The sequence below is a fragment of the Ligilactobacillus sp. JN-6 (Y).1 genome, assembly GCF_058111525.1.
Genome location: NZ_CM176599.1, coordinates 2,364,527 through 2,378,399 on the forward strand (window position 1 = coordinate 2,364,527; position 13,873 = coordinate 2,378,399).

Sequence of the window (13,873 nt, forward strand, 5' to 3'; positions counted from 1 at the left end):
TCCTCCTATTTCTATTCTAAGGCTGCTTGAGCACCAGTGATCTCGGTGATCTCCGTCGTGATAGCACCTTGACGAGCTCGATTATACTGCAACTCTAAACCAGCAATGATATCATCCGCATTATCAGAAGCCGAACGCATGGCTGTAGAACTAGATGCATGCTCAGCCGTTTTGGCATCTAACATAGCACCATAAAGCAGACTTTCAGCATATTGCGGTAAAATCACTTCTAAAATTGCATCTTCAGACGGTTCAGTATCATACTCAAGATTATAACCCGAATCATTTTTATCACTCAAGCCCTCACTACCAAGGTTTTCAGCTGAGATAGGCAACATCTGCTCACCACGAAATGTGGAAGTCATTGAATTGACAAAATGATCATAACATACAAACAATTCATCAAATTTTTCACTTTCAAACATTTTTAGGATGGCACGCACTATCGGACGAGCTTCCCTAAATGTAGGGATGTCACTTAAGTCTCGATATTCATACACGATATCGTAACCACGCTTCTTAAAGAAGTCAGCACCGGTACCGCCAATTGCGATGATCTCAACATCATCTTTAGAATGATGATTTTTTGAGATCAAACTCATAGTCTGCTTGATCACATTACTATTGTAACTGCCAACCAAACCACGATCAGAAGTGATAACAACAAGTCCTGTCTTTTTGACCTGGCGTTGTTGCAACATTGCGAGTGAATTAACTCCGCCTTCTTCAGCAGTTTCATGCGCCTCAACATTGTCCAACAAGTGCGATGCTGCTAGATGGGTAATGACATTGCGGATCTTAGAAGCATAAACCTGATAAGTGGCCGTATGTCTTTGAATCTGATTCAGCTTGGCAGTTGAAACCATCTGCATGGCAGTAGTTATCTGACCTGTCTTTTTTGTTGAGGAAATTTTTCTTTTGACCTCTTGTAAAGATGCTGGCATCAGTTGTCACCGCCCTTTCTATTTTTTCTTGGTTTGAAATGTTTTAGCAAACTCAGAAATTGCTGCATCGAGTTTATCAGTGTCAGGCAATTGCCCTGTTTGTGCGATCTCCTTTAACAGATCTGCATAATTATTATCCATATAATCAAATAATTGATCTTGGTAATCTAAGATGTCGTCAACAACAATAGGATCCAAGAAACCATGCGTCAATGCATATAATATCACGACTTGTTTTTCAACAGCTAGTGGTTTGTGCAAAGGTTGTTTCAAAACTTCCACTGTCCTACGACCACGATTCAATTTAGCCTGCGTAGCTTCATCTAAATCAGAACCAAACTGAGCAAATGATTCCGATTCACGGTAAGATGCCAGATCCAAACGCAAAGTCCCAGCAACCTTCTTCATGGCTTTGACTTGTGCATCGCCTCCAACACGAGAAACCGAAGTCCCAGCGTCAATAGCAGGACGAACACCCGAATAGAAATTATCGCTATCCAAGAAAATCTGACCATCCGTGATAGAGATCACGTTAGTTGGAATATAAGCGGAAACATCCCCGGCCTTAGTTTCAATAAACGGTAACGCAGTCATGGACCCTCCACCAAGTTCATCATTTAACTTAGCAGCACGCTCCAGCAAACGTGAGTGCAGGTAGAAAACATCGCCAGGGTATGCTTCACGACCAGGCGGCCTTCTCAAGATCAATGAAAGTTCACGGTATGCATCAGCTTGTTTGGATAAGTCATCATAAACCACCAAAACATGCTTGCCGTTATACATAAACTCTTCACCTATTGCAGCACCTGCATAAGGAGCTAACCATAACATTGGTGCTGGGGACGATGGGCCGGCTGAAACCACGATCGTATAGTCCATTGCACCATACCTTCTCAAAGTTTCAACCTGTGTCCGAACAGTTGATTCCTTCTGCCCGATAGCAACGTAGATACAAATCATATCTTGATCTTTTTGGTTCAAGATCGTATCAATTGCAACAGAAGTCTTACCAGTTTTACGATCACCGATAACCAACTCCCGCTGGCCCCGACCGATCGGTACCAAAGCATCGATCGCTTTTAGCCCGGTTTGTAAGGGTTCAAAAACTGATTGCCGCTCCATAACACCAGGAGCCTTTTTTTCGATCGGGCGAGTCTTATCTGTTTTGATCTCGCCTTGTCCATCGATTGCTTGTCCTAACGGATTAACAACCCGACCGATCATTTCGTCACCTACAGGAACTTCCATGATACGGCCGGTACGCTTAACTGTTTCACCTTCACGAATATTATCGAATGACCCCAAAATGACGATCCCAACGTCATTGGATTCCAAGTTTTGAGCCATACCAAATGTTCCGTCAGAAAATTCTAACAATTCTCCAGCTAAAGCGTTCTCTAAACCATTGGCCCGTGCAATACCATCACCAACATAAGTAACAGTACCAACTTCGTCAACAGTGAGTTCATTTTGATAATTTGCTAATTGTTGTTTGATCAAAGTACTGATTTCCTCAGCCTTAATGCTCATAAAAGTCTCACCTCTTTAAATCAATTTAGTAACAGACGTTTGATTTTGTCTATTTTGGACTTGACCGAGCCATCATAGACATTATCTTTGGAACGTAGCACGACTCCACCAATAATTTCTTTGTCTACGACCGGCTCAAGGACAACTTTATTAGCACCGACAACTTGAGCAAATTTAGCTGAGAGCTTTGCTTTTTGTTCATCATCCAATTCGATCGCTGTCGTAACTTTTACTCGAACTGTCCCATTCTTTTCGTCATTCAATCTGTTAAATTCATCTATTATATCTGTAACATTTTGCAACCTATCATAGTCAAACAACATTTGTAAGAAGTCATTCACTAATTGGGAAGCACCCCTTTGTAAAACTTGAAGCATTTCGCTTTTTGCTTCTTGAGTGATCTGTGGGCTCGCAAAAAATACGAGCAGGTCAGGTTGCTCTTTGATCACTTTTTCTAATTTAACAAGTTCCGCTGCGGTTTGAGAAGTAATATCTTTTGACTCAGCGACATCGAAAAGTGCCTGACCATAACGACTTGCTATTTCAGCATTACTGAGCGCCATTTTGCTTCCCCAACCCTTCAATATATTTGTCTATTATTTCTTTTTGATCATCTGCTGTAAGCTCTTTTTCAATGATCTTTGAAGCTATTTCAATAGACAACTCTGCAACGTCATTTCTAACACCATCCAAGGCTTCTTGCTTTTGCCGCGAAATATCTTTTTGGGCGTTGCTTTTCAAGGTCGTTGCGTCATTATTAGCTTGTTGTACGATCGCAGTCCGCTGTTGTTCAGCATTATCCTTTGCCCGAGACACGATCTGACTGGCCTCATTATGAGAATCACTTAAAGCATCTTCACGCTGCTTAGCCAGTTTTTCAGCTTTCAAACGCGCCCCTTCTGCAGAATCTAAGTCATTAGAAATTTTATCGGCACGCTTTTGTAGCATATTTTGAATCGGGTTCCACGCAAAGTGACCCACTAACGCCATTAAAATAACAAACAAGATGAGGTAAAACAAAAAGTCACCCCAAGCAACTTGCTGTGCTCCAAGCAAAAACGTTGAATTCATCTATTGACACCTCCTCTATTGACGTCATCTTTAAAAATAATTTTGAAATTATTTTGCGTACAACAAGAAGGCGATAACAACAGCGATGATCGGAACAGCTTCGATCAACCCAACACCAATAAACATAGTCGTCCGTAGTTGTCCAGATAATTCAGGTTGACGAGCCGTTGATTCCATCATTTTGGAAATAACCAAACCATTACCTACACCAGTACCGATAGCAGCTAAACCTGCAGCAATTCCGGCACCTAATAAAGCTAAACCTACACCAAGAGACATATTCAAATTCCTCCTTAAATTATAAAACTATTCTTTTTCAACCTTTTTCGAAATATAAACCATTGTTAAAGTAACAAAAACGTAAGCTTGGATCGCTCCGATAAACACGGAAAAGCCCTGCCAAATCATCTCAAGAGGAACAGAACCAATGGCTCCTAGCCAACCGGCTTTTGCCATAGAACCGATCGTTGTCAATAAAACCTCACCAGCAAAAATATTCCCGTATAAACGAAGAGCCAATGTTAGAAAATTAGTAAACTCCTCTAATAGTTCAATTGGAAATAATGCAGGCATCGGACTTAGAAAAGCGTTTTTGAAATAGCCTTTAAAACCAAATCTTGCCACGCCACAAAAATGAGCGAGAACCATCACAAGCAACGCCAACGTTAAAGTTGTCATTGGTGAAGCAGTAGGACTCTTAAGAAAAGTCACATCTCCAACACTAAATTGAATCATCAACCCGATCTGATTGCTGACAAAAATCAATATAAATAGTGTAAAAGCAAACAATTGATAGTTTCTTCCCTGCTTATCAGGTAAGTTCGCTTTAACGATATTGTTCGTAAAGTCTATCAACCATTCAAGTGCATTTTGCTTCCCTTTGGGCTTCATTTGGATGTTTCTTGAAAACGCGTAAATCAACAGGAAAACAATAATAGTTGTAGCTAAACCCGACAGACAGTTTCCTACATTAAATGGGATCCCCAAAAGTGTGATAACTTTTGTTCCATCATCCACCAAGTCTCACCTCTTTTCAATTGTAATCACTACGGCTGAACATTTACGGTAGAACCATAAGGTTGATTCAAGATGTAGTATCATTGAATACATCTGAAATCATACCACTTTTTGCCATTAAAAATAAAGCTTTTCTTGCATTATTTTCTGAAAAATTCAGACTTATTTGAGAAAAAATTCTTAGATTTTCAAAAACAGTGAAATAATTCACTTGGGAGCGCTTTTTGTTCACAAATCAACCGTTTTCACATTGATGCTAAAAAACCGGATCCAAACACTAAGTTTTACGTATCGATCCGGTCACTGTTACTAAATAAGTATTATATTACTTCGTCCCAAATAAACGGTCGCCGGCATCGCCCAAGCCAGGAACTATATAACCGTCTTCGTTTAAATGATCATCTAGTGAAGCTGAATAAACATCGATATCTGGATGTTTTTCACGCAAAGCCTTTACTCCCTCTGGAGCAGCGACCAAGCAGACAAATTTGATAGTTTTAGCTCCACGTTTCTTCAAGGCATCAACTGCCATGATCGCAGAACCACCAGTTGCTAACATTGGATCAACAACGATCATTTCACGACTTGCTAGGTCCTCAGGCATTTTAACAAAATATTCATGCGGCTGCAAAGTTTCTTCGTCACGGTACATTCCAATATGACCAACTTTAGCTGCAGGGATCAACTCTAAGATCCCATCGACCATTCCCAAACCAGCACGTAAAATTGGAACAATAACTACCTTTTTCCCAGCTAGCCGTTTTTCCGTTGCCTCTTGAACTGGAGTTTTGACCTGCACATCTTCTAAAGGCATATCACGCGAAACTTCATAAGCCATTAGTTCAGCAATTTCATTAACGACTTGGCGAAATTCACGCGTACCGCATTGCTCGTTACGGATGATCGTCAACTTATGCTGGATCAACGGATGATCCAAGATCTCAAATTTTCCCATTACTCATAACACTCCTTTGACTCACTTTTTTAGCTGAGCTTCACAAACAAAGTCTCACCACTGATTCAATCAGCTATTAAGGCATCTAAAAAAACACTAAAATAACTGATTTGTACAATAAACGAGGCTTACAAGTTTGCTGCGCCCTTTTGTAGGACAACTTCATAGCAAAACTCATGCCCATTTTTGACCGCCTTGCTATGTTCCCTCCTTAATTCTAATAGACTTTCCTGCTAAAAACCAGAAAAAAACTATAATATTCTCAATTAAAAGGCTCTGCTCACAAATTTAGGCATGCGGTTCAAAAAATGTGTCGCCAGCTGATTTTTTCAGGCGATTCATATAGGCTGCACCAAGTCCTTCTTCTTTAAATGAACAAGCTAATATCCAATTGACCTGTTGTACATTATCAAAATAACGTAAGCCATCGAACAAACGCTGAGTCGCCGAAGCCAGATCGTCGCCCATGTCATAGGGCAAAACATTAGCAGGCAGTGGCGAACTTAAAGTGCTTGAAAGTGCCATGACACCAATTTTTTCTCCTTGATCACTAGCCCACTTTAAAGCCTGCTCCCAGTCCTTTGGAGCTACGATCAAAACTTGGGCCGTCGGGGCATAATGCTTATATTTCATTCCTGGTGCTTTAGGTGTTTCATTTGCACCGACTTTATGCTGACTAGCATCAACTGACTGACCGATCACTTTTTTGATTTGCTCAGATGTGATACCACCTGGCCGTAAAACCGCAGGCTCTGAAGTACTTAGGTCAAGGATCGTTGACTCGACACCGACCGTGGTCGGGCCGTCATCTAATATCCCCGCGATTTTACCTTCCATGTCATGAAAAACATGTTGAGCCGTTGTCGGACTTGGTTTGCCTGATGAATTGGCAGAAGGCCCAACGATCGGTACTCCTGCTTGCGCGATCATTTGACGAGTTGCCTCATTTTGCGGCATTCTAAAAGCTGCCGTGCTTAAACCACCAGTAACTACTGGCGACAAAGAACCGGGCTTGATTTTAAAGATCAAAGTCAACGGTCCCGGCCAGAATGTTTTGATCAATTTTTCGCCATATGGACCAAAGTCAGCAATATATTCAGCTGCCATTTCCGGGGAAGAAACAGTGACTATCAAGGGGTTGTCAGAAGGACGCCCCTTAGCTAGGTATACACGCTTAACTGCTTGTTCATTGGTGGCATCTGCCCCCAAACCATAAACAGTTTCTGTCGGAAAAGCAACTAATTCTCCCAATTTAAGCTCCTCGGCAGCTTTATTGGTCTCTGCCGGCGAGTATATTTTAGTTATCATCATAAAACAAATGCATCCCTTCTATTTAAAAATAACACGGAGCATTCTATCATGCCCTGTAATATCACGTTTTAACGTAACTTCTGCTTGTGGAAAAGCCTCTTTAAATAATGCAACAACATTTTTCCCCTGGGCATACCCGATCTCCAAGTATAATTTTGAATTGACGTGGATATAACTAGCGATCTCTTTGGCGATCCTGCGGTAAAAAGCCAGACCATTATCAGAAGCAAATAAAGCCAAATGCGGTTCATGCTCAAGCACGCTTTGATCCATTTCTTTTTTTTCACCTTGGCTAATGTAAGGCGGATTGCTGACAATAATGTCATATGGTGCAGTAGTCAAGGGAGTAAACAGGTCTCCTTGCATCAAAGAAACATCCAATTTCAAATTATCTGCATTTTCGCGTGCGACCGCCAGTGCTGGGACTGAAATATCAGTCAGAGATACCTGCCAACCAGGTAGTTGATCCTTTAAGGCTAATCCGATCGCCCCCGTTCCAGTACCAATATCAGCAACCTTTTTATTCGTCCGGTCATTACCTGAAATGATCCAGTCAACTAACTCCTCAGTTTCTGGGCGAGGGATCAAGGTCGCTGGGGTGACCTTTAATTTTAATCCATAAAAGTAGACATTACCTAACAAATATTGGGCTGGCCAACCTTGACAATATAATTCAACATTTCTCTTAAAATGTTGCCAGTTTTTCTCCGGAACTTCGTCTCTAAGATGCATTAAAAATTCAGTAGCTGAGAATTCCATTTCACCGAATAACAGCAAATCAGCAGCAGAAATATCATAACCTGCATTTTTTATAAAAGAAAAAGCCCATTGCTGAGCTTCAAAAAAAGTTCTCTGACTACTCCTCATTTTCTAAATTCTCCAAAGCTTTTGTTTGATCATATAAGATCAAAGCGTCGATCACTTGTTCAAGTTCGCCATTCATGATGCGATCTAATTTGTTTAGAGAAAGGCCAATACGATGATCAGTCACACGGTTTTGGGGGTAATTGTATGTTCTAATACGCTCTGAACGATCACCGGTCCCAACAGCTGACTTTCTATTTTCATCATACTCATTGTGTTCTTTAGAAGCATAGTAATCATAAACACGGGCTTTTAAGATCTTCATCGCTTTTTCACGGTTTTGTTGCTGTGAACGCTGGTCTTGCATGGCAACTACGATGCCTGTTGGCAAATGGGTCATTCTGACAGCAGAAGACGTCTTATTAATATGCTGACCACCAGCACCTGATGAACGATACACGTCAACTCGAATATCCTTTGGATCTATCTCGATCTCAACGTCTTCTTCTTCCGGCATTACAACAACAGTCGCGGTAGATGTATGAACACGCCCAGCAGATTCTGTTGACGGAACACGTTGGACCCGATGAGCTCCACTCTCATACTTCAACTTAGAATATACCTTGCTACCATTGATCAGCAAGGCAATTTCTTTAAAGCCCCCCACTTCAGTCACACTTTTATCAATGACTTCGATCGTCCAGCCTTGTTTTTCAGCATACTTACTGTACATATTAAATAAATCACCGGCAAACAAACTAGCCTCATCGCCACCGGCAGCACCCCTGATCTCCATGATAATATTTTTCTCATCATTAGGATCTTTAGGCAACAGTAAGATCTTGATCTCATCTTCTAAACTTGAACGTTCTTCTTTAGCGTCTGCCAGTTCATCCTTGACCATTTCGTCCATTTCTTCATCATCTAGACCTGCACGCATCATCTCGTCGTCATCATCGATCGTTTTTTGAACCTTTTTTAATTGGCGAAATTTCTCAACTGTTTCGCGCAGATCTGCCATTTCTTTAGATAATGCAGCAAATCGTGAAGTATCAGCGATCACTTCCGGGTCAGAAAGAAGTTCTGCTAATTCAGCATAGCGATCTTCTAAGACTTGCAGTCTTTCAAATAACTTATTCATTAATAACTCCTTTACTATCTTCAACCTAACAATAAAATATTTTGGATAACTTGCTTAATCTTCTTGCGGTGGATCAAAATAATGTTTACGACAAACTGGATAATATTGCTCATTACCGCCAATTAAGATCTGTTCGCCAGAGTAAACTGGCTCTCCATTATTAAATCGCAAATTCATAATAGCTTTTTTATTGCAGAACCAACAGATAGTTTTCATTTCTTCCATTTTATCTGCATATAATAGCAAATACTTAGAACCTTCAAACAGTTCATTGCGAAAATCATTTTTTAAACCAAACGTCATTACTGGTATTTTCATCTGATCAACTATTTTGGTCAGTTCAATAATATGGTGCTTTTTTAAAAACTGAGCTTCATCGATCAGTAGACAAGATATATTTTCATGACCATCTTTAACCAACGAAAAAATATCTGTTTCGTCAAAAACCGGCACAGCCGTTCTTTTTAAACCGACCCGACTAGCGATGTAACCTACACCTTCACGGTCGTCTATTCCACTGGTACAGATCAATACTTTTTTGTTTTGTTCTTCATAATTATGTGCGACTTTCAAGATCTCGATCGATTTGCCGCTGTTCATCGCTCCATAGCGAAAAAATAACTGTGCCACGCTGCTTCATCTCCAACTAAAACTTCATTCTTTAGTATATATGATTTTCAGAAAAATTTCATCTCTCTATTTATAATTCAAACCGGAGTGCTTTTCATATGTAGTTATATCTCAGTTTGAGAAATTTAAAAAAATTATAAGCTCACATTACAAATGCTAATTTATGGTAAGATACCATATGGTAGTTATATTTATAAGATACATTAATTTGGAAGTGGAGGAAATATAAATGACGCTGAAAAGCTCGTTAGCGATCGCAGCCGGTAAATCATCATACTGGTTCTTACACAATTTTATGCATGGAGGAACCTCTTTACCGGGTAAAATAACACTTTCAATCGATCCTGATGTTTTACGTGATCTAGCTAAGGATCACGAGATCGTGATCATCACGGGTACGAACGGAAAAACTTTAACGACCGCGTTAACTGTTAAAGTTCTACAGGCAAAATATGGTAAGGTTTTGACTAATCCGAGCGGTTCTAATATGAAACAAGGGATAGTCACAGCTTTTTTAACTAATAAAAAACAAAAAAACGGTAAAAAAATCGCAGTTTTAGAAACCGATGAGGCCAATGTTCCTATTATTTCGGAATACATTAAACCATCTGCTTTTGTTTTAACTAACCTATTTCGTGATCAAATGGACCGCTACGGGGAGATCTATACAACTTATGAGAAAATATTAAAAGGAATAAAGATGCACCCTACGGCAACTGTAATTGCTAATGGGGACGCACCGATCTTTAACAGTAAGGAATTACCTAACCCTCTGGTCTATTACGGTTTTGATCAGCAAAATGACCAAGAACAAATGGCACCAGCTAACACTGACGGTCTATTGTGTCCTAAGTGCCAACACATCTTGCATTTTAAAAACTTGGTCTATAGTAACCTTGGTAAATATTACTGCCCCAATTGCGGCTTTAAGCGTCCTGAACTGCAACATCAGATCAACAAATTGATCAAACAAACACCACAAACTTCGACTTTTGAGATCGATGGTCATGAGATAACGCTCCACATCGGTGGGACCTATAATATGTACAATGCACTAGCTGCATACACCATCGGTTCCTTTCTAGATGTTGAACCAAATACTGCCGTCAATGCCCTCAGTGATCCGGATAGCAAGGTGTTTGGTCGTCAGGAAGTGATCGATGTTGATGGAAAGGAAGTTACATTGATCCTAGTTAAAAATCCGGTTGGCTTAGATCAAGTCCTCCAAATGGTCAAAAGTGACCAAGAGCCTTTCTCACTGGCAGTCTTGCTTAATGCAAATTATGCTGATGGGATCGACACCAGTTGGATCTGGGACGGTCGCTTCGAAGAATTACCATTTGACAGGATACCTGCAATCTTAACTGGGGGAGAACGGTATAAAGACATCACCTTCAGATTGCGTGTTGCTGGGGTACCAGAAGAAAACTTTGAACAAGAAGAAAACCTTGAAAAAGTCTTGAAAAAAATAAAAGCTATGCCAACAAAACATGTCTACGTATTAGCAACTTATACTGCCGTTTTGCAGTTGCGTAAAATGTTGGCACAACAAGGTTACATCAAAGGAGGAATGGATTGATGGCATACTCACTGAGACTCGCCCATCTATACGGAGACCTTTTGAACACATATGGTGATATTGGCAATATTTTGACATTAAAGTACTATGCTAAAAAAATGGATGTCAAACTCGATGTTGAAGTAGTTTCATTAGATACACCCTTCAAAGCAGATGATTATGACATGTTTTTCTTTGGTGGCGGTCAGGACTATGAACAAATGATCGTTTCCAAAGATATTCAAACTAAAAAACAGGAACTAACTAAATTCATCGAAGACGACGGTCCCGGTTTAGCGATCTGTGGCGGTTACCAATTACTTGGTAAATATTATATTGGAGCCGATGGTCAAAAGATCCCTGGTATTGCCGCTTTACCACACTATACTAACAGCCAAGATAACAACCGTTTTATTGGAGATATCACGATCAAAAACGAAGGATCTGGTGACGTCTACCATGGATTTGAAAATCATAATGGTCTTACTTACCTAGGTAAGAACGAACACCCGCTTGGAACTGTTATTTCAGGACACGGAAATAATGGAAAAGACGGTGGCGAAGGCGCGATTTACCATAACACTTTTTGTTCTTACTTTCACGGACCAATTTTAGCTAGGAATGGTGAACTAGCGAAAAAAATGTTACTCACTGCTCTTAAAAGAAAATATCCCGAAACTGACTTTTCACAACAAGAAGCTTTAGAAATCAAACCAACTTATTGAAAAAAACATGGACCGACCAGTAAAACTGATCAGATCCATGTTTTTTATGCTTCTTGTCCAGGTTCAGATGCGATAATAGTTAAGTCGCCTTGTAACTGCCATTCTTTCACAGCAAACGGAAGGATAAAATGAACTCCTTTTTTGATCGGATAGTCCTGTCCTTCGACTCTGATACTACCTTGACCATCAAGCACTGATACTAAGGTATATGGGGCTTCTTGTCTCTTAAAAACGGCTACCCCGCCTGTCAAAGTCCATTTGTATACCGCAAAAAACTTAGTTGCAACAAAACGAGTGACCTGAGCATCACCAACCGGATAGTCCTCACGGTTTAATTTAGGTTCGTCAAACGGTACGTTGGTACAATCGATCGATTGTTTTAAATGTAATTCACGCTTCTGCCCGGTTTTTTGATCAACACGATCAAAGTCATACAAGCGATATGTGGTATCACTGCTTTGCTGCGTCTCTAAAACCATGATCCCCTTGCCGATGGCATGGATCGTGCCACTAGGAACATACAAAAAATCGCCCGGCTTAACAGGAACATGTCTGAATAACCGATCCCATTCCTGGTTTTCGATCATTTCTGTTAATTCTGCCTTGCTTTTTGCGTGGTGTCCATAAATCATTTCTGCTCCCGGGTCTGCAGCCAAAACATACCAACACTCGGTCTTCCCTAGTTCTCCTTCATGTTCCCGCGCATAGGCATCATCGGGATGGACCTGAACTGAAAGATCTTCACGTGCGTCTAAGATCTTTGTCAGCAAAGGGAAAACATCACCTTTTGCATTGCCAAATAATTCCCTGTGCTGATCCCATAACTCGGTTACCGTCTGATCGCGGTATGGACCATTAATGACAGTCGCTGGTCCATGGGAGTGTCCGGAAATCGCCCAACATTCGCCCGTATGATCACTAGGAATATCATAACCATACTCACTGGCCAAACGAGACCCTCCCCAAATCTTTTCTTGAAAATAAGGTTGTAAAAACAGTGGTTCAGTCAAATTGATCCGCTCCTTTTTTGTATCAACCTTATTCTAACCGTATGTGAAAGCTTTGACAACCTAACTACGCGGTCATGTTCATTTTTGTTTTCCTAGACTTTACTTTCTTCGCTGGTCTTGTTCAATAAAAAACTACTAAACTCCACCAACAACTGGAATTTAGCAGCTCCAATTCATTTTTCTTCCAAATAAACCTGGAGCACGTGATCACAAGCCTGCAAAAACCGACTGTTTTGCTGCCGTGGATGTACTCGGTTAGTTAAGACTATCAAGGCGTCCTGCTTTAGCTTGTCTACCAACAAAAAAGTACCCGTATAGCCTGTATGATATAAACAATGCCTTCCATCAGGAGTATCACGTAATTCAAAACCAAGTGAGCGATGCCCTTTTTTATTTGGCGTATAATCAGCAAACAAAGAAGTAACTGTATTATCTGACAATAACGGCATTGTCCCAAACTGACCAAGAAGCCACAAAGCGTACTTAGTTAAATCATTAAGAGTCATGAATAAGCCGGCGGACGCACAATGCCTACCTAAGACATAAGCTTTAGGATCATGAACTTCTCCTTTGATCAACCCTCTAATAGGATCAATAGCTGTCGGGACACAGTAGTTCGCATCTGGTGTAAAAGTACTTTCGTTTAATCCTAAAGGTTTAAGGACTTCACTTTCAAAAACCCTTTGTACAGGAAGATGGTAAAATGCCTCAATGATCTGGCCCAACAAGATCATGTTAATATCCGTATAAACTACTTTTTCACCCAACCAGTCGCCGACATGCATCTGTTCGTAAATTACCGTTAACAACTCGTCTGCATTCAATTGATCACGGTTTTTGATATAGCCAGTAATTGCCGAAGTGTGCGTCAATAAATGCCGCACCGTTACACGTCCGTCCCTAAATCGAGACAACAGTTGGCAAAGTGGCTGATCTAGAGAAATTTTTCGCTCTGCGATCATCTTCAAAATCAAAGGTGTTGTACAAACAACTTTTGTTAGCGAGGCTACATCGTACAACAATCCAGGTGTCAGCTTCTCATGGCCTGGAAAAATTTTTTTTTTCCCAAATACCTCAGACTGCATCTCGCCTTGGTGGATCATCGCATAAGACACACCAGGTACGACCCCTTCATCAGCTAATTCATGTAATAATTCTGTCGTCCTAGGATTCAAAA

The 13,873-nt window shown here is 40.6% G+C and carries 15 protein-coding genes; 2 read left to right on the top strand and 13 right to left on the bottom strand.

Going from position 1 to position 13,873, the window contains the following annotated elements; all coding sequences use genetic code 11:
- Positions 1-11: 11 nt before the first annotated feature.
- The 11 genes from AC3XNE_RS11145 to AC3XNE_RS11195 all read right to left on the bottom strand — a co-directional run bounded on the left by AC3XNE_RS11145 (position 12) and on the right by AC3XNE_RS11195 (position 9,403).
- A complete protein-coding gene (locus AC3XNE_RS11145; RefSeq protein ID WP_489832142.1) occupies positions 12-944 on the bottom strand; it encodes a F0F1 ATP synthase subunit gamma in 933 nt (310 codons plus the stop codon).
- 18 nt (positions 945-962) lie between these two features.
- A complete protein-coding gene (atpA, locus tag AC3XNE_RS11150) occupies positions 963-2,474 on the bottom strand; it encodes a F0F1 ATP synthase subunit alpha (RefSeq protein WP_489832143.1) in 1,512 nt (503 codons plus the stop codon).
- Positions 2,475-2,494: 20 nt separating this feature from the next.
- Positions 2,495-3,037 carry an ATP synthase F1 subunit delta gene (atpH, locus tag AC3XNE_RS11155; protein WP_489832144.1) on the bottom strand — a complete coding sequence of 181 codons (543 nt, stop codon included), beginning with the start codon at positions 3,035-3,037 and terminating at the stop codon, positions 2,495-2,497.
- Entirely contained in the window at positions 3,024-3,545 is a 522-nt protein-coding gene (gene atpF, locus AC3XNE_RS11160) for a F0F1 ATP synthase subunit B (protein WP_489832145.1), read from the bottom strand. The genes atpH and atpF overlap by 14 nt, the downstream gene beginning before the upstream one ends.
- Before the next feature lie 48 nt (positions 3,546-3,593).
- Entirely contained in the window at positions 3,594-3,824 is a 231-nt protein-coding gene (gene atpE, locus AC3XNE_RS11165) for a F0F1 ATP synthase subunit C (protein ID WP_489832146.1), read from the bottom strand.
- A gap of 27 nt (positions 3,825-3,851) precedes the next feature.
- On the bottom strand, positions 3,852-4,562 hold the full coding sequence (gene atpB, locus AC3XNE_RS11170; RefSeq protein WP_489832147.1) for a F0F1 ATP synthase subunit A: 711 nt from the start codon (positions 4,560-4,562) through the stop codon (positions 3,852-3,854).
- Between the two features lie 325 nt (positions 4,563-4,887).
- Positions 4,888-5,517 carry a uracil phosphoribosyltransferase gene (upp, locus tag AC3XNE_RS11175; RefSeq protein ID WP_489832148.1) on the bottom strand — a complete coding sequence of 210 codons (630 nt, stop codon included), beginning with the start codon at positions 5,515-5,517 and terminating at the stop codon, positions 4,888-4,890.
- Positions 5,518-5,805: 288 nt separating this feature from the next.
- A complete protein-coding gene (locus AC3XNE_RS11180; protein WP_489832149.1) occupies positions 5,806-6,828 on the bottom strand; it encodes an L-threonylcarbamoyladenylate synthase in 1,023 nt (340 codons plus the stop codon).
- An 18-nt stretch (positions 6,829-6,846) separates the two neighbouring features.
- Positions 6,847-7,695, bottom strand: coding sequence for a peptide chain release factor N(5)-glutamine methyltransferase (gene prmC, locus AC3XNE_RS11185; protein ID WP_489832150.1), 849 nt, complete (start codon positions 7,693-7,695; stop codon positions 6,847-6,849).
- Entirely contained in the window at positions 7,685-8,773 is a 1,089-nt protein-coding gene (gene prfA / locus AC3XNE_RS11190; RefSeq protein ID WP_489832151.1) for a peptide chain release factor 1, read from the bottom strand. Before prfA ends, prmC begins: the two co-directional genes overlap by 11 nt.
- 54 nt (positions 8,774-8,827) lie before the next feature.
- Positions 8,828-9,403 (bottom strand): thymidine kinase, encoded by a 576-nt coding sequence (locus AC3XNE_RS11195; RefSeq protein WP_489832152.1) that lies wholly within the window; start codon positions 9,401-9,403, stop codon positions 8,828-8,830.
- Between the two features lie 229 nt (positions 9,404-9,632).
- Between AC3XNE_RS11195 and AC3XNE_RS11200 the strand changes: the two genes are divergently transcribed.
- Positions 9,633-10,982 carry a MurT ligase domain-containing protein gene (locus tag AC3XNE_RS11200; protein WP_489832153.1) on the top strand — a complete coding sequence of 450 codons (1,350 nt, stop codon included), beginning with the start codon at positions 9,633-9,635 and terminating at the stop codon, positions 10,980-10,982.
- Positions 10,982-11,686, top strand: coding sequence for a type 1 glutamine amidotransferase (locus AC3XNE_RS11205; protein WP_489832154.1), 705 nt, complete (start codon positions 10,982-10,984; stop codon positions 11,684-11,686). The genes AC3XNE_RS11200 and AC3XNE_RS11205 overlap by 1 nt, the downstream gene beginning before the upstream one ends.
- Before the next feature lie 44 nt (positions 11,687-11,730).
- Here AC3XNE_RS11205 and manA read toward each other — a convergent pair whose 3' ends face one another.
- Together manA and AC3XNE_RS11215 are read right to left on the bottom strand one after the other, a co-directional pair.
- Positions 11,731-12,696 (bottom strand): mannose-6-phosphate isomerase, class I, encoded by a 966-nt coding sequence (gene manA / locus AC3XNE_RS11210; protein WP_489832155.1) that lies wholly within the window; start codon positions 12,694-12,696, stop codon positions 11,731-11,733.
- Between the two features lie 173 nt (positions 12,697-12,869).
- Positions 12,870-13,871: a serine hydrolase domain-containing protein gene (locus AC3XNE_RS11215; RefSeq protein WP_489832156.1), complete on the bottom strand. Its 1,002-nt coding sequence runs from the start codon at positions 13,869-13,871 to the stop codon at positions 12,870-12,872.
- Positions 13,872-13,873: the final 2 nt, after the last annotated feature.

Excerpts from the sequence above, each read along its gene's own strand:
- AC3XNE_RS11145 (WP_489832142.1), bottom strand. The coding sequence starts at position 944 with ATGCCAGCATCTTTACAAGAGGTCAAAAGAAAAATTTCCTCAACAAAA.
- atpA (WP_489832143.1), bottom strand. The coding sequence starts at position 2,474 with ATGAGCATTAAGGCTGAGGAAATCAGTACTTTGATCAAACAACAATTA.
- atpH (WP_489832144.1), bottom strand. The coding sequence starts at position 3,037 with ATGGCGCTCAGTAATGCTGAAATAGCAAGTCGTTATGGTCAGGCACTT.
- atpF (WP_489832145.1), bottom strand. The coding sequence starts at position 3,545 with ATGAATTCAACGTTTTTGCTTGGAGCACAGCAAGTTGCTTGGGGTGAC.
- atpE (WP_489832146.1), bottom strand. The coding sequence starts at position 3,824 with ATGTCTCTTGGTGTAGGTTTAGCTTTATTAGGTGCCGGAATTGCTGCA.
- upp (WP_489832148.1), bottom strand. The coding sequence starts at position 5,517 with ATGGGAAAATTTGAGATCTTGGATCATCCGTTGATCCAGCATAAGTTG.
- AC3XNE_RS11180 (WP_489832149.1), bottom strand. The coding sequence starts at position 6,828 with ATGATGATAACTAAAATATACTCGCCGGCAGAGACCAATAAAGCTGCC.
- prmC (WP_489832150.1), bottom strand. The coding sequence starts at position 7,695 with ATGAGGAGTAGTCAGAGAACTTTTTTTGAAGCTCAGCAATGGGCTTTT.
- prfA (WP_489832151.1), bottom strand. The coding sequence starts at position 8,773 with ATGAATAAGTTATTTGAAAGACTGCAAGTCTTAGAAGATCGCTATGCT.
- AC3XNE_RS11200 (WP_489832153.1), top strand. The coding sequence starts at position 9,633 with ATGACGCTGAAAAGCTCGTTAGCGATCGCAGCCGGTAAATCATCATAC.
- AC3XNE_RS11205 (WP_489832154.1), top strand. The coding sequence starts at position 10,982 with ATGGCATACTCACTGAGACTCGCCCATCTATACGGAGACCTTTTGAAC.